Raw genomic sequence first — 26,214 nt, 5'->3', positions numbered from 1 at the left:
ATGACCCAGAAGGACAGCTCACCGATCCCCGCCGCCCTGGCGAAGAGCGCCCAGCAGGCCCGCAGCCGCCTGGGCGGGGCGCCCGCGGCCGATGCCGGCGCCACGCCGGCCACGGCCGCCCGGACTGCCGCCCGGGCCGGTACCCCCTCCGCTGCCCCTTCCGCCGCGCCCTCCGCAACGGCGGCGCCTGCCGCCGCGAAGCCGCGTCCCGCGGCCAGGAAGCCGGCCGGCAAGCCGAAGAAGCCAACGTCCGGCGCGAGGCGCGTGGGACCCGAATGGCCGCGCCTGCGCGGGCCCGTCCGCATCCGGCTGCTGCCGACCACAATCTTCGTGGCGGTCCTGATGCTCGGCGTGCGCGCGGGCGACCTCTGGGTCCTCGCGACAGGCGGCACCCCCGCGGAGATCGGCGTGGCCGCGACCCAGGCCCAGACCGCGGCGCAGCCGGCGCCTCAGCGACCTGCCCAGGCGGTCCAGGCCGCGGTCCAGCCGGCTCCGGCGGCCACGCCGGCAGCCGGCGCCAACATGCCGGCGCCAGCCGCAAATCCGGCGATGCCGGCAAGCCAGCCACCGCCGCCGCCGCTCACGGCCACCCGCATCGATACCTCCGCCGCCGAGGACAAGCCCGCGGCGCCGAACGAGTTCGAGGGTGTTCGGGCCGAGATGATCCAGCGCCTGAACGAGCGACGCGAGGAGCTGGACCGGCGGGCGCGCGAGATCGAGCAGCGCGAGGCGCTGATGAAGGCCGCCGAGCAGCAGATCGACAAGAAGGTCGCCGAGCTGTCGACGCTGCGCGGCAATATCGAGAAACTGCTGCGCCAGGTCGACGAGCAGCAGGCGGCCCAGCTCGACAGCCTCGTGAAGATCTACGAGACCATGAAGCCCAAGGAAGCAGCGCTGATCTTCCAGGAACTGGACATGCCGGTCCTGCTGAGCGTGCTTCAGCGCATGAAGGAATCGAAGAGCGCGCCGATCCTGGCGGCCATGGAGCCGGTCAGGGCCAAGGAGGTCACCTCCCAGCTCGTCGATCGCAGCGCGCTGCCCCCCGGAACCGCCACGCGCTGAGGCGCAAGAGGACAGGCATGAGCCAAGCCGCTTTCGATCCGACCCTGCGCGCGCGCATCGACGCCGCGCGGGCCGAAGCCCGCCAGCCGCTGACCCGACCCGAGGTGGCGGAAATCGTCGCCTCGGTCCTGCGCTCCATGGAGGGCGACGTCTCCTCCATGGACCTCAAGCTCTATGCGGAGCTCGAATCCCTGGCCCGGTTCATCCAGCACACGCGTCGCGAGATCGCCGCGATCCGCGGGGAGGATTCCGGTAATCGGATCCCCAACGCGACCGACGAGCTCGATGCCGTGGTGGGCGCGACCGAGGACGCGACCAACCGCATCATGGACAGCTGCGACGTGGTGCAGGCGATCGCCGGACGCGTTGGCGGGGACGATGGCGCCCAGCTCGTCGATGCCGTGACGCGCATCTTCGAGGCCTGCAACTTCCAGGACGTGACGGGGCAGCGCATCACCAAGGTCGTGCGGACGCTGAAGCATATCGAGACCAGGATTGAAGCCCTGGTCGAGGCTCTGGGCGACGAGGTCTTCAAGGGCGGGCGTCCCGCGCCGGAGGAGGCGCCCGAGGGCGCCGCGTCCACCGACGACGAACGGAGCCTCCTGAACGGACCCCAGCTTCCCGGTGCCGGCATCGACCAGAGCGAGATCGACCGACTGCTCGGCGGCGGCTGAGCTCCATGCGCCTCCGCCTCGCGATATGCCTGCTTGCCAGTGCCGCATCGCTGGCCATGGCGGATGCCGCCAGGGCGCAGGGCGCGCCGCAGAACCTGGCCGCCGCGGCGCCCGCGGTCGAGACCGTGCGCGTGCGCGCGGGCCAGCACGCCGATCGGAGCCGGCTCGTCTTCGACTTCGCGCGCCCCGTCGACTACTCCTTCGACCAGACCGGCGGAGAGATCCGGCTGGTCTTCGGCCGCCAAGCCCGCGCGGATATATCGGGTCTCGAGCGTGCTAGGCTGCGCACCGTCGAGGGAGTGATCCAATCCGATGCGAACGGGCGGCTGGAAGTCCGGATCCGTGTGCCCGAGGCCACGAGCGCCCGTCATTTCCGAAGCGGAAACAGCATCGCGCTCGACGTGATCGACGCGCCGCGCGCGGCCGAGGCCGCCCGGGCGCAGGAGCGCCCGGCCGCGTCCGCGGCGGCGCGGACCGAGCACCCACCCGTGCAGGCCCAGCGCCCTGCGTCGCAGGCGGCAGCCCCGGCCGCGGAGCCGAGGAAAGCCGAGGCACCGCTGCGCGAGCCCGCGGAGGCGGAGGCCGTCCGGGCCGATGAGTCGAAGCCGGGCGCTGCAAGACAGGATAGCCCTGCCGCCGAGGCCCCAAAGGCGGTGGCGCCGAGAACGGATCAGGCCAGCCCCACCCCGGCCCGTTCCGAACAGCCCCGCGCCGTCCAGGCGCAAGCGACGCCGGCCGCGCCTGCGCAGGCCGCTCCGGCGCAGGCCGCTCCGGCGCAGGCGGTGCAGGCTGCTCCGGCACCGCCTGCGGCCGAGCGCCGGCGGTCGTTGAGCGTCGACCCGCGCCAGCCGGCCTCGGCAGCCGTCTTCGTGCGCGGCTCGCGGCTCTTCGTGGTCTTCGACAGGCCGCTTCCGCCCGATGCCATACGGGTCGAGCCCGCCGATATGACCCGTCCCGAGCCCCTCGCCGTAGCGAGCGGTGGCGGCTTCCACCTGCCGATGCCGCAGGACCTGGTTCCGCGGGTCGAGCGCGAGGGCTCGGTCTGGCGGATCCATCTCGAGGCGCCCGGGGCAGGCCCCGCCGAAGGACTTCCGGTCATCTCCGAGCCCGATTTCCTGCTGGGCCCCCGGGTGCTCGTGCGTGCCGGCCAAGCGGCCTCGCCCATTGCTGTCCCCGATCCCGCGGTCGGCGACCGGCTGATGGTGGTGCCGCTGGCCGAGGCCGGCCGGGCGGTCACGCGCGGGCATGGCTTCGTCCAGGCGCGGATCCTGCCGGCCGAGCAGGGCATCGTGGTCCGGCCGCTCGATGATGCTCTGCAGGTGCGCGCCGTCCGCGACGGGGTGGAGCTGACCGCCGCGGGCGGCATGGTCCTGTCCTCGATCTCCGACATCCGCCTCGCGGCACCCCCGCCGGAGGCTGCTCCGGCGCAGGAGCCGGGCCCGGCCGGGCAGCGGCGCCTGCTGGACGTGGCCGCATGGAAGCGGGGCGCATCGGACGAATTCAACCGTCTGCGCCAGAGCCTGCAGCAGGCCGTGATCCAGGCGCCCGAGGGCGAGCGCCTGCGGCGTCGCCTGGACCTCGCGCGCTTCTACTTCAGCCATGCCTATGGGCCCGAGGCGCTGGGAATGCTCGGCATGATCCTGCAGGCCCAGCCCGAGCTCGAGGACCAGCCCGAGTTCCGGGCCGTCCGCGGCGCCTCTGCCGCGCTGGCCGGGGATTTCGGCGCGGCCAGGGCCGATCTCGCGATTCCGGCTCTCGACGGGAATCCCGAGGTCAAGCTGTGGCGCGCCGTGACCGAGGCGGGGCTGGACGACTGGCAGGCGGCGGCGCGGGACTTCCTGGCCGGCCGTGCGGCACTGGACGAGTATCCCGACGAGCCCTTCAAGAAGCTGTCGCTGATCGGCGCCGAGGCGCTCGCCGAGACGGGATCCCCCGTCGAGGCTTCGCGGGCGCTCGACCGGCTGGAGGCACGGATCCCGCGCGCCGAGCAGAATCCAGGGGTGCAGTATCTGCGCGGCCGGATCCATGCCGCGAGCGGCCGCCTCGACGACGCCCTGGCGATCTGGCGCGAGCTGTCGTCCTCGCCCGATGCCAAGTATCGCACGCGGGCGCAGTACGCCCTCGCCGTCGCCGAGCAGGAGACCGGACGCGTCAAGCCCGAGGAGACCGTCGCGCGGCTGGAGCGCCTGCGCTTCGCCTGGCGGGGCGACGCCTTCGAGCTGAAGGTGCTGAACCGCCTGGGAGAGGCCTATCTCGCCGCCGGCGACTATCCCAATGGCATCGACACGCTGCGCACCGCATTGACGCTGTTCCCGGAGGATCCGTCGGCCCCTGCGCTCGCCCAGCGTGTGACGCGCGCCTTCGCGGACCTGTTCCTGAAGGACGGCGCCGCGGCACTGGCCCCGCTCGACGCGCTTGCGCTCTACGACCGGTACAAGGAACTCGCGCCACGCGGCGCCGAGGGCGACGCGATCGAGCGACAGCTCGCCGAGCGCCTCGTCGAGATCGACCTGCTCGGCCGTGCCGCCGACATCCTGGAGGGGCAGGTGACGCGGCGGCTCCAGGGCGTGACGAAGGGCGAGGTGGGTGCACGGCTGGCCTCGATCCGTCTGCTCGATGGCAAGCCTGCCCAGGCGGTGTCGGCGCTCGACCGGAGCGAAGTCCCCGGGATTTCCGAGGCGCTGGCCGGGGAACGGCGCGTGCTGAGGGCCCGTGCGCTCGCGGACGAGCGCCAGTTCGATCAGGCGATGGCGCTGCTGGCCGGGGATGCCTCGCCGGGAGCCGAGCTGCTGCGCGTCGACGTGGCCTGGCGCGCCGGGCACTGGGCCGAGGCCGCCACGGCGCTGGACCGCATCGTCGGCCCGCCGCCGTCAGCAGGGACGGCCATCAGCCGGGACGCGAGCCAGCTCGTCGTGAACCGCGCGGTCGCCCTGGCGCTGGCCGGCGATGCCCAGGGCCTTTCGAAGCTGCGCCAGGACTTCGGCACGGCCATGGCGGCAGGACCCGATGCCGACAGCTTCCGGGTGCTGACGCGCCAGGGGCAGGGCGGGGCCCTCGTCGACGCCGCGACGATCAAGTCGCGCGTCGCCGAGGTCGACGTGTTCCGGAAGTTCCTGTCTGGATATCGCAGCGCCGCAGCCCCCCGGAGCGCCGCCGCCAACTGACGATCGGCGTCCCGGCCCGGGCTGGCTGCTCCGCCCCTGTGCGGACACGGGACGGTGGATGTGGAAGATCCCGTCAGGGCGAGGGAGGGGGCGCCGGACCTGCCCACAGGCGATCCGACACGCAGCACGTCGGAATGCCGTGGCGCGCATTCGTTGCCGCGCCGGGGACGACGGCGGTCCGCCGTTCCCGAGGGGCGCGGCGCGCCGGTCGGTGTCAGGTCCCGAAGCTCTGGACCAGCGTTCCGGCGATCAGGTGCCAGCCGTCGACGAGCACGAAAAAGATGATCTTGAATGGCATCGAGACCGAGGCCGGGGGCAGCATCATCATGCCCATCGACATCAGGATCGAGGCCACGACCATGTCGATGACGAGGAAGGGCAGGAACAGCAGGAAGCCGATCTCGAAGGCCCGGCGCAGCTCCGAGATCATGAAGGCCGGCACGAGGACATGCAGGGGCGTATCCTCGGGCCTGGCGATCGGGGCGGCCTTCGCGAGGTCGGAGAACAGCAGCAGGTCCTCCTCGCGGACATGGCGCATCATGAAGCCGTGCACTGGCACGACGGTGCGCTGGAAGGCCTGCATGGGCTCGATGTCCTCGTTGATCAGAGGCACGATGCCGTCGCTGTAGGCCTGCTGGAAGACGGGCGCCATCACGAAGCCGGTCAGGAACAGCGCCAGGCTGATCATCACCGCGTTCGGCGGCGTTCCCTGGACGCCCATGGCCGTCCGGAGGAAGGACAGCACCACGACGATCCGAACGAAGGACGTCACCATCACCAGGATGGAGGGCGCCAGCGAGAGGACCGTGATCAGGGCGAAGAGCTGGACGATCTGGGCCGTGCTCGACCCGCCGGCCTGGCTGAGGTCGAGGGTCAGGTTCTGGGCCCAGGCGCTGCCGGCTGCCAGGAGCGGCGCGGCGGCCGCAACCGCCATTGCGAGCCGGCGCATTCTCAAAGCTGCGGCTCCTGCCGCACATCCGTCGCGCTGGCGGCTGGCGGAAGGGTCGCCACGGCCTCCTGGAAGGCGGTGGCGCCGATCCCGGTCTCTATCACGATGTCGCGCTCGGTGCCGAGCAGCAGCAGATGCTCGACGCCGTCGCGCCTGACCAGGAGGAGCCGGCGCTTGGCATCCACCGGCAGGACCTCGACCAGGGCGAGGCGCCTCTGCCGGCCGCGCCGGACCGAGGGGCCGGATCCCATGAAGCGGCGCAGGATCATGGAGAGCAGGCCGACCAGGGCCAGCACGAAGACAAGTGCCAGGCCGTAGCGGAGATAGCTGTCGAGGTCCTGGGGAAACACGGCGGATCCTTCGTGGATGGAAGTGGGACTGGGAGAGTCAGGGACCCTCGTCACGGTTCCTTGAATAGGCAGTCACGGCGCGGTTCCGGTCGGCCTGGGCCGGACCGACCGGCACGGGTGCCAGCGCCTCGCGCCGGCGCGCGCATTCCGCCTCGATGGCCGCCAGCTCCGCCGCCACGGCCGCGAGGTCGCCCAGCAGGGTCTGTGCCGCCGTGGGGTCCATGGACGCGATGGTCCTGCAGGCGGCCTCGACCTGGATGTCGAGCCCGACAAGGTCGACCAGCACGCCCGCCTCGATCAGCCTTCGGGAGTCGCGCAGCATCATCAACACGCCCTGGATGTCGCGCCCGGGCTCTTCGCCGGCGGAGCTCATCGTGCGCCGCTCCGCGGCGGCAGCTTGCCATTGGCGCGGTATACGTAGGACAGGATCTCCGCGACCGCGATCAGCGCCTCGGCAGGGATCTCGGAGTCCAGGTCGACCGCCGACAGGATCTCAGCCAGATCCGCATCCTCGCGCACCTTCACGCCGTTCGCGAAGGCGAGCTCCAGGATCTTCTCGGCGATGGAGCCGCGGCCCGTAGCCGTGACGCGCGGCAGCTCAGGGCCGCCAAGCTCGTACTGGAGCGCGACCGCGATCGGCTGCTTCGGGCGATGGCTCTCGGGCGGCATGGATCTCCTCGCGGCACGCCTCTGCAGACGGACCTAGCGAAATGGGCGGTGCCAAGCTACCGGCTCATGCTTAAGGAAGGCTTTATGCCATGTCTCGCTCCCGGCAGGAAATGCCCGGCGGACTTTGCCGTCCCGGCGGGATGCCGCGAAGGCATGACCGCGTGGCGGCGCGTGGCGCGGCCGGAAGGCGCGCCCGCACTGGAATCTTCCTCCTGGGTTCACCTGCCGGCTTCACGTGGCCCGGGCTTTGCTTGGTGTTCGGGCGCGGCGCGCGGAGGGTCTTCCGCCTCAACGGAAAATTAACCGCGGCGCCGACAGGATCGACGCTGGTGGATTCCGGGGGCGTGCCATGGACATGGAGAAGCTGGGCCTGTTCCGGCTGATCAAGGGCAAGATGGACTGGCTGAGCCGCCGCCAGGAGGTGGTGGCGCAGAACATTGCCAATGCCGACACGCCCGGCTTCCGGCCCAGCGACCTGACGCCCTATGACTTCAAATCGGCCCTGCGCACCAGCGTGCGGCTTCCGCCGGCGCGCACGGACGGCAGCCACCTGTCGGGCGTCTCCTCCGATGCGTCCGGCGGAACGGTGCAGCGCGAGCGCAAAACGTATGAGACCGCGCTGGACGGGAACGCCGTCGTCCTGGAGGAGCAGCTGATGAAGGTCGCGCAGAGCAGCGCGGACTATCAGCTTGCGACGCAGATCTACCGCAAAAACGTTGCGATGCTGAAGCTGGCCATCGGCCGCGGCGGCGCCTGAGCGAGGAGGATCGGAAAATGGAACTCGACCGGACGATGCAGATCTCGGCCGCGGGCATGAAGGTCCAAGGCGTGCGCCTGCGCGTGATCGCCGAGAACCTCGCCAATGCCGATTCCACCGCGCCGACGCCGGACGGGCTGCCTTACCGGCGCAAGACCGTGACCTTCAAGAACGAACTCGACCGCGAGCTCGGCGTGAACACGGTGCGCATCGACAAGGTCGGCGTCGACAGGAGCGACTTCGAGCGCCGCTACGAGCCCGGCCATCCCAGCGCGGACGCCGAGGGCTATGTGATGATGCCGAACGTCAACTCGCTGGTCGAAAGCATGGACATGCGCGAGGCCCAGCGCAGCTACGAGGCAAACCTGAACGTCATCGACGCGTCCAAGCAGATGGTGATGCGCACCATCGACCTCCTGCGCGCCTGATCCTCCGGAGAGCGGACACCATGGTCACCACCGTTGCCAACGCCATCAGCGCCTATGCCAATGCCGCCAAGGCGGGCTCCGGCCCCAAGGCGGCCGGCGGCCCGGGCGAATCCTTCCTGGACCTCGTCAAGAACGCGGCCGAGGGCGCCATCGAGAACATCGGCCAGAGCGAGAAGGTCAGCGCCGCCGCGGCGGTCGGGAAGGCCGATCTGCTGGACGTCGTCAGCGCCCTCAGCAATGCCGAGGTCACGTTGCAGACCGTGGTGTCCGTCCGCGACAAGGTCGTCAACGCCTACCAGGAAATCATGCGCATGCCGGTGTGACCCCGGCGGTCCCGGCCCGGTCCGCCGCGCCCGGCCAACATCTTAACGGCTCGTTCACCCTGTCGGCCTAGGCTTTTTGCCGACCCGGCCATGGCCGGGGCCGCCGGCCAGGGCAGAATGCATGAACGCAACCGAGGTTATCGAGATCCTGCGGGAATCCATGATGGTCACCATCAAGGTCGCAGGTCCGGTGATGCTGATCACGCTGATCGTCGGTATCGCGATCTCGATTTTCCAGACCCTGACGCAGATCCAGGAGGCCACGCTGACCTTCGTGCCGAAGATCATCCTGGTCTATGTGGCGTTGCTGTTCCTGGCGCCCTTCATGCTGTCCTCGCTGATCACGTTCACGCAGCACATCATGGACAAGATCATCGGCCTGGGCACGGGATCCTGACCGGACGATGCTCGAGCAAGCCCTGAGCCAGCTCTTCGCCGGTCAGGCCTATGCGTTCCTTCTGACCTTCACCCGCATAGGTACCGCCTTCACGATGCTGCCGGGTTTCGCCGACGGCGTGGTGACCATGCGGATCCGCCTGCTGATCGCGCTTTCCCTGTCCATGGTGGCGACGCCCGTCGTCTCCCCGATGCTGCCGCCTCTGCCGGCTTCTGCCGCGGGGCTGGCGGTCCTCGTCATGATCGAGAGCTTCATCGGGCTGTTCTTGGGCCTGGTCGCGCGCATCATGTTCGCGGCCTTGGACGTCGCCGGCATGATCATCTCGATCCAGACCGGCTTCGCCGCCGTGATGCTGTTCAATCCGGCGCTCGCCTCGCAGAGCTCGCTCATGGGGCTGGCGCTGTCCACGCTCGGCGTGACGCTCCTTTTCGTGACGGACCTGCACCACATGCTGCTTCGGGCGGTGGTGCAGAGCTACGAGTTCCTGAAGCCCGCCGAGATGCCCCTGATGGGCGACCTCACGGCGACGATTCTCGATCTGACGGCCCGCAGCTTCATGATCGGGGCCGAGATGGCGGCGCCTTTCCTGATCGTCTTCATGCTGCTGAACTGCGGCATGGGGGTCCTGCAGAAGCTCGCGCCCCAGATCCAGATCTTCTTCGTGATGATGTCGGTCCAGGTGGCGCTGGGCCTGTTCATGATGACGCTCGTGCTGTCCGCCGTGGCCATGTTCTGGCTCGGCCATTTCGAGGACAGCATGATCGGTTTCCTGCGATCCTGAGTTCCGGCGGAGGCGCCCGTGGCGGAGAACGAGGACGGCAGCGAGAAGACCGAAGACCCGACAGGCAAACGGCTCTCGGACGCGCGCGGCAAGGGCCAGGTCCCGATGACGCGGGAACTGTCGATCTGGGCGACGCTGGCCATGACGCTTGTCGTCCTCTCGTCGCTGGCGCCGACGCTGGCGGGCCAGCTCCAGGACGGCCTAACCACCTTCCTGGCGCAGGCGGCGCTGAAGCCGATGGATGCCGGCAGTGTCGGCCGCATCCTCGGCGAGCTCGCCTGGCTGATCGTGAAGGTCATCGGGATCCCCACCGCACTGCTGGCCGCCGCTGGGATCGCCGCGACGCTCCTGCAGACCGGAGGGCTGGTCTCCACCCAGGCACTGATCCCCAAGTTCGAGAAGCTGAACCCGATGGGCGGGTTCAAGCGGATGTTCTCGGTCAACTCGCTGATCGAGTTCGGGAAGAGCCTCGCGAAGATGGCCGTGGTCGGCGCCGTGATCTACATGGCGCTCGCGCCCATGATGACCCAGCTCGAGCACTTTGCCGGACTCGGCATGGCGATGGTGCTCAAGGAGTCGCACCTCCTGATCGTCGACATGCTGAACGGGGTCGTGCTGGTGCTGACCTTCATCATGGCCGCCGACTTCGTCTACCAGCGCTGGAAGTTCTTCCAGGACCTCAAGATGACGAAGCAGGAGGTCAAGGAGGAATACAAGCAGATCGAGGGCGACCCCACCGTCAAGGGCCGGATCCGGAGCCTGCGCATGCAGCGTGCGCGCCAGCGCATGATGGCGAACGTGCCCAAGGCCGACGTCGTCGTGACGAACCCGACCCACTTCGCGGTCGCGCTGAAATACGACCCGGGCAGCATGCAGGCGCCCATCCTGCTGGCGAAGGGGGCCGACCTGCTGGCCTTCCGCATCCGCGAGATCGCGAAGGAGCACGACGTGCCCATCGTCGAGAACCCGCCGCTTGCCCGCGGCATCTACGCCAGCGTAGAGGTCGAGCAGGAGATCCCGCCCGAGCACTACAAGGCGATGGCCGAGGTGATCTCCTACGTCTTCCGCCTGAAGCGGCGCGAGCTTCCCGGCAGCTGATCGGCGGCCGCGGATCAGCCTTGCCGCTTTCCAAGCACGGGGCGCCGCGGGTAGCCTCTCGGCCCTGGGCGAGGACGGGAGGTGCGGGATGCCGGTGCTGGCTCGGCTGGCTGTCATGGCTGCGGCTCTCGCCGCCTCGGCGCTGCCCCATCGCGGCGCCGAGGCCCAGGATGTCCCGGTGGACCTGGAGCTGGTCCTCGCCGTCGACGTCTCCGGCTCCATGGACGCCGAGGAGCGCCGCGTGCAGCGCCAGGGCTATGTCGAGGCGCTGTCCCATCCCGAGGTCGTCCGGGCGATCGCCTCCGGGCCGCACGGCCGGATTGCCCTCGCCTATGTGGAATGGGCCGGCGCCGATGCGCAGCAGGTGATCCTGCCCTGGCGGATCATCGACGGGCCGGCGAGCGCGCGGGACACCTCGGCGGTCCTTGCCGCCGCGCCCGAGGCGCGGATCCGCGGCACCTCCATCTCGGGCGCGCTGGCCTTCGCGGCGCGGCTCTTCGACGGCAACGGCTTCGAGGGCCTGCGCCGCGTGATCGACGTGTCCGGAGACGGGCCGAACAATTCCGGCATGCCGCTGCCCCCGGTCCGCGAGGCCGTGCTTGCCCGCGGCATCGTGATCAACGGCCTGCCCCTGACGCTCGACCAGGGCTGGAACTGGGGTCTGGCCCCGGGCGAGCTCGACCTCTATTACGAGGATTGCGTGATCGGAGGCGTGGGCGCCTTCATCGTGCCGGTCCGCAGGCCCGAGGACATCGGCGAGGGCATCCGGCGCAAGCTTGTGCTGGAGATCGCCGGAAGCACCGGCTCCCCAGTGGTGATCCCGGCAGCGAGCCCGGCGTCGTTGCGGAAGGTGGCGGCGCGGGTGAACTGCATGGCCGGCTACTCCCGGCCCTCCTGGGGCGAGCCCTGAGGGCGCCGCCGGGCACCGTCCCTGGCGAAGCGGGCCCCCGCGGGACCGGTTGCCGCCCTCGGCCAGAGCGATCTGGCTTCGCCTGCAAGCTCGGGTCGCGGCCAACTCATTGATGTTAGAGCGGATTCACGCGACCTGGCGCCCAAACCGAATCGCGATCCACTCTAGTCCGGCGGGCCGCAATCCGCTAAGTGAGGGGCCGGAGGTCTTGAGGAGGAGAGAAGCCTTGCCGGACGCGACCACGCAGGATCCGACGCTGCCATCCCGGCCGCGCCCTGCGCCGCGGGCGGAGGCGGAAGGCGTCCTCCGGCCCGTGGTGATCGGCCTCGCGGGCATGGTCGCCGTCGGGGTGCTGGGCGTGGTGGCCGCCGCCGCCGGCGTGACGGGCGATCCGGTAGTCCTGGCCGCGGGCATCAGCATGGCGCTGCTGGCGGGGGCCGCGGCGATCGGACGGGCCGTGGACAGGGCCGAGCACCGCGCCGCCCGCGAGCGCCTGCTGCTGATGGAGGCCTTCGAGGCGGCGCCGGCAGGCCGGCTGATCACCGATCCGGAAGGCCATGCGCTCTATGTGAACGCGGCATTCCGGTTCCTGGTTGGGGGCGCGGGGAAATCCGCCATGTCGGCGCTGGAGAACAATTTCGCGTCCGACAGCGCGGCGCTCGCCCGGCTTCGAGACATGGCGGCGCGCGCCCGGGGCGGAATCGCGGATGGCGCCGACCTCCCGGTGCGCGGCCCCGATGGCGAGGTGTCGTGGCGCCGGCTCGAAGCGCAGCCCCTGCCGCGTCTTCCCGGACACGTCCAGTGGCGGATCGAGCCCCTGGCCGCCGGAGAGGTGCGCGGCGCGGCCCTGGAGGCGCCCGGCGCCAGGGCGGGGCAGCCCGCGATGCCCGTCGTCCCCGCGCCGGCTGCGGCCGGCGGCGAGCCGCTCGATCTCCGCGATTTCCTCGATAGCGCTCCCCTGGGCTTCTACTCGGTCGATGCCGAGGGTCGCTTCATCTTCGCGAACGAGACCTTCGCCCGCTGGCTCGGCTGCGGACCGGACGAACTGGTCGGGCGCCTGCGGCTGCATGCCGTGCTGGCCGCGCCGCCCGCCGAGGCCGGTCCGGCCGATGCCCTGCCGCCGCCGGCATATCGGGGCGAGGTCGCGCTGAAGGGCCTTGGGGGCCGCCAGTTCCAGGCCAGCATCGTCCAGTCGGTGGTGACCGATCCGGAAGGGCATCGTCAGCTCACGCGTGGCATCGTGCGCGACCTGACGCCCGAGCGGGAGTGGCGCAACGCGCTGCGCCAGTCCGATCGGCGCTTCAAACGCATCTTCGAAGACGCACCCATTGGCATCGCGCTGGTCGATGAGCTCGGCCGGCTCATGGAATGCAACATCGCCTTCCTCGGCATGATCGGCAGCCGGATCGAGGACGTCCTGGACCGTCCGCTTGCCGACCTGATCCATCGCAGCCAGCGCACCGAGGTGGTGAACCGCCTGAACGCCGTGCTGCAGGGCGGGGATCCGCCGGGTCCGCTGGAGGTCAGGCTGAGGACCGCGCGCGAACCGATGGCACAGCTCTATGCTCGCCGGTTTGGGGTACGCGACGAGGCCGACGAGGACGGGAAGGCGCAGGAGACGTCGGAAACGGCAGCAGCCTCCGCCACCGGCACAACTACCGCCACCGCCACCGGGGGCACCGGGCCTAGCGGGACCGACGCTGGCGCCGCCGGAGCCACCCGCGCCGGGCTGATCCTTCACTTCATCGATATGACGGAGCAGAAGAACCTCGAGGCGCAGTTCGCCCAGAGCCAGAAGATGCAGGCGGTCGGCCAGCTCGCCGGCGGGGTGGCGCACGACTTCAACAACCTGCTCACCGCCATGATCGGCTTCTGCGACCTGCTGCTGCTGCGCCACAAGCCCGGCGATCAGTCGTTCAGCGACATCATGCAGATCAAGCAGAACGCGAACCGGGCGGCCAACCTCGTGCGCCAGCTCCTGGCGTTCTCGCGGCAGCAGACCCTTCAGCCGCGCGTGCTGAACCTGACCGACGTCCTGGCGGAGCTCTCGAACCTTCTGCGCCGGCTGATCGGTGAGAACATCGAGCTGCGGATGCTGCACGGGCGCGACCTCGGCCTCGTGAAGGTGGACCAGGGCCAGCTCGAACAGGTGATCATCAACCTGGTCGTGAACGCGCGCGACGCCATGCCCGAGGGCGGACGCCTGACGATCGTGACGGGGAATCACAGTGCCGACCAGCCGGTCCGGCGCGAGAGCGAGGAGATGCCGCCGGGCGACTACGTGATGATCGAGGTGATCGACACGGGCTTTGGCATTCCCAAGGAAAACCTCAGCCGCATCTTCGAGCCCTTCTTCTCGACCAAGGAGGTCGGGGCAGGGACCGGGCTGGGGCTGTCGACGGTCTACGGCATCGTGCGCCAGACCGGCGGCTTCGTCTTCGTCGACAGCGCGCCGGGCGAGGGTGCGAAGTTCACGATCTACCTTCCGCGATACAAGGAGCAACCCGCGGCCGAGGGCGCCACCGCGCGCGAGGACGTGCGTGAGCGCGGCACGGCCGACCTGACCGGGTCCGGCAACATCATGCTGGTCGAGGACGAGGACGCCGTCCGCGTCTTCAGCGCGCGAGCCCTGCGCAACAAGGGATACCAGGTGCTGGAGGCGCGCAGCGGCGAGCAGGCCCTGGAGATGCTGGGCCAGGAGGGCACGCGGGTCGACCTGCTGATCAGCGACGTGGTGATGCCCCAGATGGACGGGCCGACGCTGATCCGGAAAGTCCGTGCGACCCGGCCTGACCTGAAGGTGATCTTCATCTCGGGATACACCGAGGACCGCTTCCGCCAGCACCTCGACGATCCCACGCAGATCCATTTCCTGCCGAAGCCCTTCAGCCTGAAGCAGCTCGCCAGCAAGGTGAAGGACGTGCTGCGCGGCGAATTGCCCTGAGTTCCCCGAGGATGGCGAGCGGGCTCGGTGGCGCTCGACGGCCCGTCCTGCCCGCCAGGGCATCGTCCGCGCCGTGCCCGTTCGCAGCGCCCGGCCGTCCGCCTCAGGTGGGCGCGCCTGCGCCTTCCTTGCTGCGGAACCGGCTCGGCGGGGTGCCGAGGACACGCTTGAACGCCCGGCTGAATGCCGCTTCGGATTCATATCCCAGGCGCTCGGCCGCAACCGACACGCGCATGCGGTCCCGCTCCAGCCAAAGCCGCGCCTGGTGCATTCGCACACGCAGGATGTAGCGCGCCGGCGTCTCTCCCACGACCTCCACGAAGCGCTTGGCAAAGCCCGAGCGGGACGCGCCCATGACCTTCGCCAGCGCTGCGACGGTCCAGTCGCGCTCGGGGTTCAGGTGGATCGCCGCGAGGACCCTTCCCACATCCGGCTCCCGCACGGCGGCAAGCCAGCCGCGCGCATCTCCGCAACCGTGCTCCACCCAGCTCCGGATCAGGCTTGCGGCGAGCACGTCCGCGAGGCGGGCGAGGATGCCGCCTGCTCCGACCCTGTCGAGTTGCGCCTCGCGGGCCATCGCCTCGAGAAGATGGGGGAGGCTGGGCTCGTGTCGCTCGAGATCGCGCGCCTGCATCAGGTCCGGCATCAGCTGCATGAGCGGATGCATCGCGTCGAAGTTGAAATGCAGCGAACTGCTGACCACGATGCTGGTCCGGCCAGCCCCTCCGACGCCGTCCACGGCGAAGACGTTCTCGCAGATCGGGGAGCGCTGGCAGGTTCCCACGGGCACCGGCGGAACGCCGGGAGCGCTCGCGAGTACATGGGCCCGCCCCCGCGACACGAGCACGGCGTCGCCGACCCCGAGCTCCGTCCACTCGCCCTCGCCGCAGCGCAGCCAGCATCCCGCGCTCGAGACGAAGTGCAGGCGCGCCGCCCGCTGCTCCGGGAAGGCAAGCGCCCAGGGCTCGGCCATCCGGAAGCGGCTGTAGTCGACGCCATCGAGGCGCAGGCCCCGCAGCATTTCGGTCAGCGGGTCGCTCGGAGGGGCTCCGGGTTTGGACGGTCGAGCAAGCATTTTCGACTTTCTAGCATGTAAGCGCCACGGCATCAGCCCTATTCTCAACGCCCGAAAGGCCCAAGGAGGATCCATGTCCGAATGCACCGCGACGGCTGAGTGCGCCGCTGACGTTTCCGAACGGGAGACGGCCGCGTGGCCGGCCGTCGTCTCCCTTTCGCTTGGCGTCTTCGCCCTCGTCACGGCCGAGTTTCTTCCCGCATCCCTCCTGACGCCGATGGCGAGCGACCTCTCGATCAGCGACGGGCTCGCCGGTCAGGCCGTCACGGCGACGGCGGTCGTCGGCGCGATTGCGGGGCCCGCGGTCGTCATCGGCACCTCCAGGTTCGACCGCCGCTGGATCCTGCTGGGACTGACGGCTCTGCTCATCATATCCAACGCGCTGGCGGCGGCGGCGCCGAACCTGCCGGTCCTGCTCTTCTCGCGCATCCTTCTCGGTATCAGCCTGGGCGGCTTCTGGGCGATGTCGGCCGCCCTGGCCATGCGGCTCGTTCCGCCGGAGCTCATGCCGCGGGCCATGGCGATCGTCTTGACGGGGGTCTCCCTCGCCACCGTCTGCGCGGCGCCCGTCGGTGCCTGGATCGGCGACCGGTGGGGCTGGCGGGCCGCCTTCATCATTGCCGATGCCGTCGCCCTGGCGGCGCTGCTGGCGCAGTTCGTCACCGTTCCGCCGCTGCCGTCCAGGGACAGGGCGACGCTCGGCACCTTCGGACTGCTGCTGCGCCGTCCACGGGTGCGAATCGGCCTCGCGATCGTCGCTCTGGTGGTGTCCGCGCATTTCGCGGCCTTTACCTATGTGCGCCCGTTCCTGGAGCAGGTGCCGCGCATGGGCGTCGACATGATCTCCCTGGTGCTGCTCGCCTACGGCGTCGGGGGCTTCTTCGGCAACTTCGCCGGCGGCTTCCTCGCCGAGCGCAGCGAGCGCGTGGCCGTCGCCTTCGCGTCCGGGGCCATCGCGGCGACGGCGCTGGCGCTGGTCCTGCTCGGAATCTCGACGGGGGTGTCCGGCGCTGCGACGGCACTATGGGGTTTTGCTTTCGGTGCGCTTCCCGTCGGCGCCCAGACCTGGATCACGCGGGCCGCTCCGGACCACGCCGAGAGCGCGGGCGGGCTTCTGCTGACGGCATTCCAGGTCGCCATCGCGTCCGGCGCCGTGTTCGGCGGCCTGCTCGTGGACGGCTTCGGTCCCCGCGGGCCGATCGGCTACTGCGCCGCCGCCGCGGCGCTGGCCTGCCTGTGCGCGGCCGCGCAGACCCGGCGGCCGGCGCTCGCGTGAGGGATGGCGGGACTGGGATGGCCCGCCGCATGCCGTGCGGCACGGCCCTGCTCCCGGTCCCGCCTGCCGAGTCGGCACCGACGGCACCGCCGCGCCGGCCCCGGCGGTGCTGTCGGTCGCATTCGTGACTTCGCACCCTGAAAAAGCTACCCTCGGACCGGTTCCGTCCCCATATGGCGGAACGGCGCGCCCCGCGTGACGGACCGGGGCGCGCGATCCCCTGGACCCTCCACGCAGCAGCGCGGCCGAGCGCATGTTCACTCTTCGTTCCAGTTTTCTCTTGGGCGATGGGAACGGAACGTGTACAGTGCGGCCATTGAACTCGCCTGTCCCGTGTGAGAGAAGAGGGCCGCACCATGTCCGTACCCCTGCGTTTGGTTGACAATCCCATGGACAAGCAAAAGGCGCTCGAGGCGGCCCTCAGCCAGATCGAAAGGTCGTTCGGCAAGGGCTCCATCATGAAGCTCGGGGCGCGCGAGAACGCGGTCGAGACGGACGTGATCTCGACGGGGTCGCTCGGCCTCGACATTGCGCTCGGCATCGGCGGCCTTCCCCGCGGCCGCATCATCGAGATCTACGGGCCGGAGAGCTCGGGCAAGACGACGCTGGCGCTCCACGCCATCGCCGAGGCCCAGAGGTCCGGCGGGACCTGCGCCTTCGTCGACGCCGAGCACGCACTCGACCCGTCCTACGCCCGCAAGCTTGGCGTCAATGTGGACGATCTGCTGATCTCCCAGCCCGATGCCGGCGAGCAGGCGCTGGAGATCGCCGATACGCTGGTTCGGTCGGGCGCCATCGACGTGCTGGTGGTCGACTCGGTCGCGGCGCTGGTGCCCCGCGCCGAGCTCGAGGGCGAGATGGGCGACAGCCATGTCGGCCTGCACGCCCGGCTGATGAGCCAGGCGCTGCGCAAGCTCACGGGCTCGATCTCCAAGTCGCGCTGCACGGTGATCTTCATCAATCAGATCCGCCTGAAGATCGGCGTGATGTTCGGCAACCCCGAAACCACGACCGGCGGCAACGCGCTGAAGTTCTATGCCTCGATCCGCATGGACATCCGCCGCATCGGCGCCATCAAGGACCGCGACACGGTGGTGGGCAACCAGACCCGCGTGAAGGTCGTGAAGAACAAGATGGCCCCGCCGTTCCGGGTCGTGGAATTCGACATCATGTACGGCGAGGGCGTGTCCAAGGTGGGCGAACTGCTCGACCTCGGCGTCCAGGCCGGCGTGATCGAGAAGTCCGGCGCCTGGTTCAGCTATGACGGTCAGCGCATCGGCCAGGGGCGCGAGAACGCCAAGGCGTTCCTGCGCCAGAACCCCGAGATCGCGGGCGCCGTCGAGAACAAGATCCGCTCGAACTCGGGCCTCGTCGCCTCGGCGATGATGGGCACGCCCGAGGCCGACGGTGACGCGTCCAGCCCGGACTGACCGTCTCCGGCATACGCCGTACCAGCGGCCCGCGCCTTTCGGCGCGGGCCGCTCCGTTTTGGGGTTACGGCGCGGCGGGCGCCCGCCGCGCCGGTGCCGCGCCTACCATATGCGCGCAGGGCGGGCCGGCAGCCGGGTGGCCGCAAGCTCGGCCAGCGCCGCGGCGACGCCCGCCGCGACCGTGGCGTTCTCTTTGACGAGCGCGATGTTCGCATCCAGGCTGCGGCCGCCTGTCAGCTCCTCGACCCGGGCCAGCAGGAACGGCGTCACCTCCTTGCCGGCGACGCCGCGACGCGTGGCGTCCGCCAGCGCCTCCTCGATCCACGCGTCGATCTCGGCGGGATCCATGGCCGCGGCCTCCGGGATCGGGTTGGCGACCACTGCGCCGCCCTGGATGCCGAGCCGCCATTGGGCGTCCAGGATGCGCGCAACCTCGGCCGCGTCCTCGCAGCGGCGGGTCACCGGCAGGCCGCTGCTCCGGGTGTAGAAGGCGGGCAGGGTGTCGGTCCGCCAGCCCAGCACCGGGACGCCGCGTGTCTCCAGGTATTCGGCCGTCTTAGGCAGGTCCAGTATGGCCTTGGCACCCGCGCAGACGACCGCCACGGGCGTGTGCGCCAGCTCTTCCAGATCGGCCGAGATGTCGAAGCTGGTCTCTGCCCCGCGGTGCACGCCGCCGATGCCCCCCGTCGCGAAGACGGCAATTCCGGCGAGCCGCGCGCAGATCATGGTCGCCGCGACGGTAGTCGCGCCATCTGCGCCGGTCGCGATGGCGATGCCCATGTCGCGGCGCGACAGCTTGGTCACTGCGGCCCCGCCGCGGGCGAGGCGCTCTAGGTCCTCGTCGTCGAGGCCGATACGCACCCGCCCGTCCAGCACCGCGATCGTCGCCGGCACCGCTCCCGCCGCGCGCACGGCGTCCTCGACGGCGCGTGCGGTCTCGGCGTTCCGCGGCCACGGCATGCCGTGGGAGATGATGGTGGATTCCAGCGCCACGACCGGCCGCCTGTCGCGCAGAGCCGCGGCCACCTCGGGCCGAACGGAAAGAAACTCGTGCATGATCGTCCCTTATTGACCTCTCGGGGGACCTTCCCCTCGGATTTGTCAGGCCGGCACCGGGTCCAACCCGGCCCGGCGCAACGCAGCGGCGACATTCAGCTCGGTCGGCACGGCGCCTTCGCTCTCCAGTGCCATGGCGGCGCAGGCCAGTCCCAGGCGCAATGCCGCTGCCGGCGTGAGATCGCGCATGAGCCCGCAGATGAATCCGGCAATCGTGGCATCGCCTGCGCCGGTGACCTCGCGGACCGCCGCCGGCAGCGCGGGCAGAAATGCGAATTCGTCCAAGGTCGCGAGGAATGCGCCCTCGACGCCCAGCGTGATCACGGCCCGCCGGGCGCCGGCCTCCAGAAGCCGCGCCCCTGCCACGCAGACATCCAGCGGCGCCCGGATCGCGAGCCCAGTCAGGACGGCCGCCTCGTCCCGGTTGGCGAAGACCGTGTCGACCCCGGCCAGGAGCCCGTCGAGCTTCACCGCCTTTGGCACCGACACGGCGTCGACCAGCAGCCGCGTCTGCACGGGCCGGTTCGCGACAAGGTATTCCAGAGTTTCGCGCGGCAGGTTGCAGTCAAGGAACCAGTTCGGAAAGGCTGCCATCCGCGGCATCAGCCGCTCGATGCGTGCCGGCAGCAGCTCGTCGTAGACCGCCATGTCGGCGAATGCGACGGCAAGCTCGCCATCGGGCCCCAGCAGTGCGGTGTAGCAGGCCGTCGGGCGCTGCGGCGATCTCGTCACCAGCTCGGTCCCGATCCCCTCGGCCTCCAGCGCCGCGATCACCGCATCCCCCTCCGGGTCGCGGCCGACGCGGGTCAGCATGCCCACCTCGGCGCCCAGCCGGGCGAGGCCGGCCGCCACGTTGCGGGCGACTCCGCCTGGCGCGGTCCGCGTCGAGACCGGGTTCGAGCTGCCCCCGACCACGGGCCGGAGAGCCCGCGCCTTCCGGTCGAGATGGGCGGCGCCGATGCACAGGACGGCCATGGAAGATCCCTCTGGCATGCGGAGATCCCGCCCCAGATTCTTGCACCCGTCCGCGGGTCCGGCAATGGCGATGCGCCTTCGAGGGACCATATTCCTGGAATGGCTGCCCTTCCCGAACGTCCCGAGAGCTGGATCCGCGTCTGTCCCGAAGGCCTCTTCGTGGAGCCCGCCGGCATTTATATCGACCCGGTCCGTCCCGTCGACCGGGCCGTGGTGACCCATGCCCATGCCGACCATGCCCGGCCCGGAAATCGGGCGGTGCTGGCCACGGCCGAGACTCTCGCGATCATGCGCCAGCGCATCGGCCCGGCGGCCGGACAGACGCAGCAGGCGGTGCCATATGGCGAGGTCCTGCGCCTCGGCGAGGTGGACGTGGCCCTGGTTCCGGCGGGCCACGTGCTCGGCAGCGCCCAGGTGGTGCTGACATGGCGAGGCCGGCGCGTCGTCGTCTCGGGCGACTACAAGCGCCGTCTCGATCCCACCTGCGCGCCGTTCGAGCCCGTGCCCTGCGACCTCTTCGTCAGCGAGGCGACCTTCGGGCTTCCGGTCTTCCGCCACCCTCCGACCGGCCACGAGATCGCGAAGCTCGTCCATTCGCTGGCGCTCTTCCCAGAGCGCGCCCACGTGGTCGGCGTCTATGCGCTGGGGAAGTGCCAGCGCCTGATCGCCGAGCTGCGCGGCGCCGGCTTCGACGACCCGATCTATCTGCACGGCGCTCTGGTGCCGATTTGCGCGATCTACGAGAGCTTCGGCGTGCCGATGGGCGAGCTGAGGCCCGCCCTCGCCGCGACGCGGGAGGAGATGCGCGGCCGTGTCGTGCTGGCCCCGCCCTCGGCCATCGCCGACCGTTGGGCACGGCGCCTTCCCGATCCGGTTACGGCCATGGCGTCGGGCTGGATGCGGGTGCGCCAGCGCGCCCGCCAGCGGGGGATCGAGCTGCCGCTGGTGATTTCCGACCATGCCGACTGGGACGAGCTGACCGAGACCATCACAGAGCTGGGCGCGCGGCAGCTCTGGGTGACCCACGGCAACGAGGAACCGCTGGTCCACTGGGCGCGCGGACGTGGCATCGCCGCCGAGGCGCTGGCCCTGGTCGGCTTCGACGAGGGCGGCGAGGGCGAGCCGCCGCCGCTGGCCGGCGAGGAGGAGCCGCCCACGGGCGACGTCCTGCCGCTGTCCGCCCCGGAGGACGCGTGAGGACCTTCGCGGCCCTGCTCGACGCGCTGGTCTTCATGCCCTCGCGCAACGGCAAGATCCGCCTCATGGCGGACTATTTCGCGCAGGTGCCGGACCCCGACCGCGGCTGGGGCCTGGCGGCGCTGACAGGCGCGCTGAGCTTCTCGGCCGCAAAGCCGGCCGGCGTGCGCGCCCTGGTCATGGAACGCGTCGATCCCGTGCTCTTCGGCTGGTCGCACGACTTCGTCGGCGACCTGGCCGAGACCGTGGCGCTGATCTGGCCGGAGCGGCCGGGCGCGAACCGCGAGCCGACGCTGAGCGAGGTGGTCGAGGCCCTCGGCGCGGCGCACCGCGGCGCCGTGCTCGGGCTCCTGGAGCGGTGGCTGGACGCGCTGGACGCCGACGGACGCTTCGCGCTGATCAAGCTGATCACGGGGTCGCTGCGGGTCGGGGTCTCGGCGCGGCTCGCCAAGACGGCCCTGGCGGAATGGGGTGGCCAGGACGTCGATGCCATTGAGGAGGTCTGGCACGGGCTGACGCCGCCCTACGCACCGCTTTTCGCCTGGCTGGAGGGGCGCGCGGACAGGCCGGCGGTCTCCGAAGGGGCGGGCTTCCGGCCCCTGATGCTCGCAAACCCGCTGGAGGACACCGACCTCGGCGCGCTCGATCCCGTGGCCTACAATGCCGAGTGGAAGTGGGACGGTATCCGCGTCCAGGTCGTCGCGCGCGGGGGCGAGCGCCGCCTCTATTCGCGCACCGGCGACGATATCGGCCGCGCCTTCCCGGACATCCTGGAGGTCATGGATTTCGACGCCGTGCTCGATGGCGAGCTCCTGGTCGTGCGCGACGGCCAGGTCGCGCCTTTCAACGACCTCCAGCAGCGCCTGAATCGAAAGCAGGTGACCGCGCGCATGCTGCGCGACTTCCCTGCCCATGTCCGCCTCTACGACCTGCTGTTCGAGGGGCCCGAGGACCTGCGCGGCATGCCGTTCGGGGCCCGCCGCGAGAGGCTGGAGCTCTGGCACGCCCGCGTCGCCCCGCGGCGCATGGACCTGTCGCCGCTGATCCCCTTCGAGGGATGGGAGACGCTGGCGGCGCTGCGGGCAGGGGCGCGCGAGGCCGCGATCGAGGGCCTGATGCTCAAGCGGGCCGACAGCCTCTACGTCCCCGGGCGGCCAAAGGGGCCCTGGTTCAAATGGAAGCGTGGTGCGCTGACGCTGGACGTCGTGATGATGTATGCCCAGCGCGGCCATGGAAAGCGCAGCTCCTTCTATTCCGACTACACCTTCGGCGTCTGGCGCGAGGGCGAGCTGGTGCCCGTCGGAAAATGCTATTCCGGCTTCACCGACGAGGAGCTGGTGCGGCTCGACCGCTGGATCCGGAACAACACCGTCCGCCGCTTCGGTCCCGTGCGCGAGGTGGCCCCGGGGCTGGTGCTGGAAGTCGCCTTCGACAGCGTGCACCGCTCGACTCGCCACAAAAGTGGAGTCGCCATGCGGTTCCCGCGCGTCCATCGCATCCGTTGGGACAAGCCGGCCGCCGAGGCCGACCGACTGGAAATGCTGGAGCGGCTGATCGTCGAATAGTGCCGGCCCAATCGGCGAGGCACAAAAACAATCGTTGCGTTCGGCAGGCCCAAATCCTTATGCAGGTTAATCGATTGTTATTGCGGGTCCCGCATCCTGCCGATGCCCTTCCCGCCATGCCCGTGGTCCCGTGACTTGCCACTAAGGAAGATCGAAGCCCGATTCCAGCGATGGATGACCGGTCTGATGGCCGGAGCCACGTCCCTCTTCATGCTGGCGACGTGGTCGGGCGCGGTGCTGTTCCTGAACAAGGAGCAGGTGGATGCGTACCGCGAGACCCTGAACGAGACGGGCGCTCTCAGCACGTCCTTCGCGGAGCAGACCTACTGGCTGCTCCTGAACGTCGAGCAGCTCTCCAACAGCCTGGGCGCCGAGATCGAGGGCAACCGCCAGGGCTACGATCTCGGCATGATAACCCGGCGCCACGCGATCCCCGACATCGCGCTCGAGGCCGCCGTAGTGCGCCCGGATGGCACGCTCGAAGCGTCGAGCACGGGCGGGGCTCCCGAATGGCTCGACCTCGGCGACCGTGAGCATATCGTCGCCCATAGCGATCAGGGCGGCGGCCGTTACGAGGGCATGTTCATCGGCAAGACGGTGTCGGGCCGCAATACTGGCCGGCGTTCGCTCCTGGTCAGCCGGGGCCTGTCGGACCCGCGGGGCGCCTTCGACGGCGTCCTGCTGCTGGCTCTCGATCCCGACCTCTTCACCCGCCTGCACGCGCGCACGAATGTCCGTGGCGCGTCCATGGTGGTGATGGGGGACGATGGCCGCCCGCGGGCTTCCACGGCTTCGTCGCCCTTCGACCTGCTGAAGACCGTCGACAAGGATCTGAACGCCTATTCCGCCCCCGGCAAGGACGGGCTCGAGGCGCCGGGGCTGATGGACGCAGAGGGCGAGTCCATCCAGATCGTCGCGACCTCGCGCGTGCAGCGCTATCCGCTGACGGTGTCGATCGGCGTGAAGGAGGACGTGGCGCTGGCGTCGTGGCGTGCGCTCGCCATCCGCACGGTGCTGGGCGCCGTCGCCGTGTCGGTCGCGGCCGTGGTGCTTGCGCTCGTGATCCTAACCGCGATCCGCAGCCGGAGCCGCCAGCGGGCCGAGCTCGCGCTGCTGAACGAGCAGCTCAGCGCGACGCAGCGCATCGCACGGCTCGGCAGCTGGGAACGGGACACGACGACCGGGGAGGGGCGGTGGTCCGTCGAGACATACCGGATCTTCGGCCTCGACCCGGCGCAGCCGGCGCCAAGCGTCGACGATCTCGTCTCGATGGTCCATCCCGAGGACCGTGCGCGCTGGTCCGGCTTCTCCGCGGACCTCGTCGCCGGCAGGGCAGGCGAGGTGGAGTACCGGCTGGTCCGGCCGGACGGGGACGTCGTCCACCTTCTGGAGGCCGGCGAGGCCGTGCAGGAGGACGGGGCCGTCGTCCGGATCCGCGGCTCGGTAATGGACATCTCGGAGCGCAAGGCACGCGAGGCCGAGCTGCAGGAAAGCCGCAACCTCGCCCAGAAGGCCGTGAAGGTGCGCGAGCGCTTCCTTGCCACCATGAGCCACGAGATCAAGACCCCGCTGACGGGCGTGCTCGGCGTCGTCGACCTCCTGATGCTGGAGGGGGGGCTTGGGGCCGAGGCGCGGCGCCTGCTGGAGACCCTGCGCAGCTCCGCCGAGGGATTGCTCGGCGTGCTCAGCGACGTGCTGGACTATTCGCGTCTCAGCAACGGCCGCGTGGAGCTGGAGACCGTCGACTTCGACTTCTGGAAGCTGCTGACCGACGCCAAGACCCTGTTCGAAAGTGGGGCGGCGGCGAAGGGCGTCGCCCTCGACCTCGCCATCGACGAGCAGGTGCCGCACTGGGTCTGCGGCGATCCGAGCCGCCTGCGGCAGGTCGTCTTCAACCTGCTGGGCAACGCGACGAAGTTCACGGCCAGGGGCCGAATCAGCGTCTCGGCGCGGGCCTCGCGGATCGAGGGCGGCCGGCTCAGGGTCACGCTGGCTGTGTCGGACACCGGGATCGGCATCACCGAGGAGCAGCTCTCGCGGCTCTTCCAGCCCTTCGCGCAGGGCGACGCGTCGACGACCCGCCGCTTCGGCGGATCGGGGCTCGGCCTTGCCATCGTCAAGTCCGTGGTGGACGCCTTGGGCGGCGAGGTCCGCGTCTCGTCCAAGCCTGGCGAGGGCAGCACCTTCGAGGTGCTCCTGACCCTGAAGGAGGGAACGCCGCCGGCGGAAGCCGCCGCGGAGCCGTCGTCCGCCGCGCCGCGTCGGGGTGGTCCACTGCGCGTCCTGTTCGCCGACGACGTCAACGTGAACCGCATGATCGTGGCGGCGCGGTTCTCCCATGCCGGGCACGAGATCGTCACGGTCGAGAACGGCCGCGAGGCGGTCGAGGCGGTGGAGCGCGGCGGTCCCTGGGATGCCGTCATCCTGGACCTGCACATGCCCGTGATGGACGGTCTGGAGGCTGTCTGCGCGATCCGCCGCCTGCCGGTCGATCGGATTCCCCGCAGGATCATCGCGCTGACGGCCGATGCGGATCCCGGCGTTCAGGACGCGTGCTTGGCCGGAGGCTTTGACGACTTCATCGGAAAGCCCATCGACTTTCCCCGGCTCCTCGCGGCGCTCGGCGGCGATGCCGGCAGTGTCGCCGACGGAGGCAGCCCCGCCCCGGCCACCGGCGCGGGCCCGCGCAAGGCTCTGGAGACCCTTCCGGCGCTGACCCTGCTCTCGTCGCCGACTCTCGGCGACCTGCGGGCCACCCTGGGCGAGCAGCGGCTGGCGATGATCCTGAGGGCAGGGGTGAGCGGCGTCGAGATGGGGCTGGCGCGGATCGAGAGTGCCCTGGCCGCGGGCGACCGGGCAGCCGCCTCCGTCGAAGCCCACGCGCTGAAGGGGATGACCGCCAATTTGGGAGCCACGCGCCTGGCGTTCGTCTTCGACCTCTTCCTGGTGGAAATCGGCCGCGGCACGGACGTGACGGAACTCGTCGCCGCGCTCAAGGAGGTTTCGGCCGACACGCGGCGCGCCGTCGAGCAATCCGGCATCGCCGCGGCGCGCGCCGGCTGAGCGCCCGCGGGAGCGGCGCGCGCCGCTCCCGCTGATTATCCTTCGGCGCAATCTCGGTCGGCGGGGCAGCC

At 70.3% G+C, this 26,214-nt stretch carries 23 protein-coding genes; 16 read left to right on the top strand and 7 right to left on the bottom strand.

Going from position 1 to position 26,214, the window contains the following annotated elements; translation table 11 throughout:
• Genes JUB13_RS01075 through JUB13_RS01065 form a run of 3 tightly spaced genes read left to right on the top strand, consistent with a single transcriptional unit; the run spans position 1 to position 4,900 of the window.
• A complete protein-coding gene (locus tag JUB13_RS01075; protein ID WP_207476449.1) occupies positions 1–1,062 on the top strand; it encodes a MotE family protein in 1,062 nt (353 codons plus the stop codon).
• 17 nt (positions 1,063–1,079) lie between these two features.
• The gene (locus tag JUB13_RS01070; RefSeq protein WP_207476448.1) at positions 1,080–1,736 is read left to right on the top strand and encodes a protein phosphatase CheZ; all 657 of its coding nucleotides are present in this window, start codon (positions 1,080–1,082) and stop codon (positions 1,734–1,736) included.
• 5 nt (positions 1,737–1,741) lie between these two features.
• Positions 1,742–4,900: a tetratricopeptide repeat protein gene (locus tag JUB13_RS01065; RefSeq protein WP_207476447.1), complete on the top strand. Its 3,159-nt coding sequence runs from the start codon at positions 1,742–1,744 to the stop codon at positions 4,898–4,900.
• Between the two features lie 214 nt (positions 4,901–5,114).
• Here the strand turns inward: JUB13_RS01065 and fliP are convergent, their stop codons facing one another.
• From fliP to JUB13_RS01045, 4 genes are read right to left on the bottom strand one after another with little or no spacing between them, the layout of a single operon-like run.
• Complete coding sequence (fliP, locus tag JUB13_RS01060) at positions 5,115–5,849, bottom strand: flagellar type III secretion system pore protein FliP (RefSeq protein WP_207476446.1); 735 nt, start codon at positions 5,847–5,849, stop codon at positions 5,115–5,117.
• Between the two features lie 2 nt (positions 5,850–5,851).
• Positions 5,852–6,199 (bottom strand): flagellar biosynthetic protein FliO, encoded by a 348-nt coding sequence (locus JUB13_RS01055; protein WP_207476445.1) that lies wholly within the window; start codon positions 6,197–6,199, stop codon positions 5,852–5,854.
• Positions 6,200–6,236: 37 nt separating this feature from the next.
• Positions 6,237–6,572 carry a hypothetical protein gene (locus JUB13_RS01050; RefSeq protein ID WP_207476444.1) on the bottom strand — a complete coding sequence of 112 codons (336 nt, stop codon included), beginning with the start codon at positions 6,570–6,572 and terminating at the stop codon, positions 6,237–6,239.
• Positions 6,569–6,868: an EscU/YscU/HrcU family type III secretion system export apparatus switch protein gene (locus JUB13_RS01045; protein WP_207476442.1), complete on the bottom strand. Its 300-nt coding sequence runs from the start codon at positions 6,866–6,868 to the stop codon at positions 6,569–6,571. The genes JUB13_RS01050 and JUB13_RS01045 overlap by 4 nt, the downstream gene beginning before the upstream one ends.
• Positions 6,869–7,217: 349 nt before the next feature.
• On the opposite strand from JUB13_RS01045, the gene flgB reads away from it, so the two are divergent.
• The 8 genes from flgB to JUB13_RS01005 all read left to right on the top strand — a co-directional run bounded on the left by flgB (position 7,218) and on the right by JUB13_RS01005 (position 14,506).
• Positions 7,218–7,625 (top strand): flagellar basal body rod protein FlgB, encoded by a 408-nt coding sequence (gene flgB / locus JUB13_RS01040; RefSeq protein ID WP_207476440.1) that lies wholly within the window; start codon positions 7,218–7,220, stop codon positions 7,623–7,625.
• 17 nt (positions 7,626–7,642) lie between these two features.
• The gene (gene flgC, locus JUB13_RS01035) at positions 7,643–8,053 is read left to right on the top strand and encodes a flagellar basal body rod protein FlgC (protein WP_207476438.1); all 411 of its coding nucleotides are present in this window, start codon (positions 7,643–7,645) and stop codon (positions 8,051–8,053) included.
• Between the two features lie 20 nt (positions 8,054–8,073).
• Positions 8,074–8,376 carry a flagellar hook-basal body complex protein FliE gene (gene fliE / locus JUB13_RS01030; protein WP_207476436.1) on the top strand — a complete coding sequence of 101 codons (303 nt, stop codon included), beginning with the start codon at positions 8,074–8,076 and terminating at the stop codon, positions 8,374–8,376.
• A gap of 121 nt (positions 8,377–8,497) precedes the next feature.
• Positions 8,498–8,773 (top strand): flagellar biosynthesis protein FliQ, encoded by a 276-nt coding sequence (gene fliQ, locus JUB13_RS01025; RefSeq protein ID WP_207476435.1) that lies wholly within the window; start codon positions 8,498–8,500, stop codon positions 8,771–8,773.
• Positions 8,774–8,780: 7 nt separating this feature from the next.
• Positions 8,781–9,554, top strand: a complete 774-nt coding sequence (locus tag JUB13_RS01020) for a flagellar biosynthetic protein FliR (protein WP_207476433.1) — start codon at positions 8,781–8,783, stop codon at positions 9,552–9,554.
• An 18-nt stretch (positions 9,555–9,572) separates the two neighbouring features.
• On the top strand, positions 9,573–10,652 hold the full coding sequence (gene flhB, locus JUB13_RS01015) for a flagellar biosynthesis protein FlhB (protein ID WP_207476431.1): 1,080 nt from the start codon (positions 9,573–9,575) through the stop codon (positions 10,650–10,652).
• A gap of 88 nt (positions 10,653–10,740) precedes the next feature.
• Positions 10,741–11,562 carry a DUF1194 domain-containing protein gene (locus JUB13_RS01010; protein WP_207476429.1) on the top strand — a complete coding sequence of 274 codons (822 nt, stop codon included), beginning with the start codon at positions 10,741–10,743 and terminating at the stop codon, positions 11,560–11,562.
• A gap of 418 nt (positions 11,563–11,980) precedes the next feature.
• Positions 11,981–14,506, top strand: coding sequence for a PAS domain-containing hybrid sensor histidine kinase/response regulator (locus tag JUB13_RS01005; RefSeq protein WP_236024693.1), 2,526 nt, complete (start codon positions 11,981–11,983; stop codon positions 14,504–14,506).
• 103 nt (positions 14,507–14,609) lie between these two features.
• On the opposite strand, the gene JUB13_RS01000 is transcribed toward JUB13_RS01005, so the two are convergent.
• Positions 14,610–15,581 (bottom strand): AraC family transcriptional regulator, encoded by a 972-nt coding sequence (locus JUB13_RS01000; protein WP_207476427.1) that lies wholly within the window; start codon positions 15,579–15,581, stop codon positions 14,610–14,612.
• Positions 15,582–15,654: 73 nt separating this feature from the next.
• Between JUB13_RS01000 and JUB13_RS00995 the strand changes: the two genes are divergently transcribed.
• On the top strand, positions 15,655–16,857 hold the full coding sequence (locus JUB13_RS00995; protein WP_207476425.1) for an MFS transporter: 1,203 nt from the start codon (positions 15,655–15,657) through the stop codon (positions 16,855–16,857).
• Between the two features lie 389 nt (positions 16,858–17,246).
• Positions 17,247–18,287 (top strand): recombinase RecA, encoded by a 1,041-nt coding sequence (recA, locus tag JUB13_RS00990; RefSeq protein ID WP_236024644.1) that lies wholly within the window; start codon positions 17,247–17,249, stop codon positions 18,285–18,287.
• 102 nt (positions 18,288–18,389) lie between these two features.
• Here recA and JUB13_RS00985 read toward each other — a convergent pair whose 3' ends face one another.
• Positions 18,390–19,343: a pseudouridine-5'-phosphate glycosidase gene (locus tag JUB13_RS00985; protein WP_207476421.1), complete on the bottom strand. Its 954-nt coding sequence runs from the start codon at positions 19,341–19,343 to the stop codon at positions 18,390–18,392.
• A gap of 45 nt (positions 19,344–19,388) precedes the next feature.
• Positions 19,389–20,336, bottom strand: coding sequence for a carbohydrate kinase family protein (locus tag JUB13_RS00980; RefSeq protein WP_207476419.1), 948 nt, complete (start codon positions 20,334–20,336; stop codon positions 19,389–19,391).
• An 81-nt stretch (positions 20,337–20,417) separates the two neighbouring features.
• On the opposite strand from JUB13_RS00980, the gene JUB13_RS00975 reads away from it, so the two are divergent.
• From JUB13_RS00975 to JUB13_RS00965, 3 genes are all read left to right on the top strand, one after another.
• The gene (locus tag JUB13_RS00975) at positions 20,418–21,515 is read left to right on the top strand and encodes a ligase-associated DNA damage response exonuclease (RefSeq protein WP_207476417.1); all 1,098 of its coding nucleotides are present in this window, start codon (positions 20,418–20,420) and stop codon (positions 21,513–21,515) included.
• Positions 21,512–23,080, top strand: coding sequence for a cisplatin damage response ATP-dependent DNA ligase (locus tag JUB13_RS00970; RefSeq protein WP_207476415.1), 1,569 nt, complete (start codon positions 21,512–21,514; stop codon positions 23,078–23,080). The genes JUB13_RS00975 and JUB13_RS00970 overlap by 4 nt, the downstream gene beginning before the upstream one ends.
• 186 nt (positions 23,081–23,266) lie before the next feature.
• The gene (locus JUB13_RS00965) at positions 23,267–26,143 is read left to right on the top strand and encodes an ATP-binding protein (protein ID WP_207476414.1); all 2,877 of its coding nucleotides are present in this window, start codon (positions 23,267–23,269) and stop codon (positions 26,141–26,143) included.
• Positions 26,144–26,214 lie beyond the last annotated feature (71 nt).

The organism is Arenibaculum pallidiluteum, from assembly GCF_017355985.1.
GTDB lineage: Bacteria > Pseudomonadota > Alphaproteobacteria > Azospirillales > Azospirillaceae > Arenibaculum > Arenibaculum pallidiluteum.
This window is presented reverse-complemented; position numbering and strand designations above follow the sequence as displayed.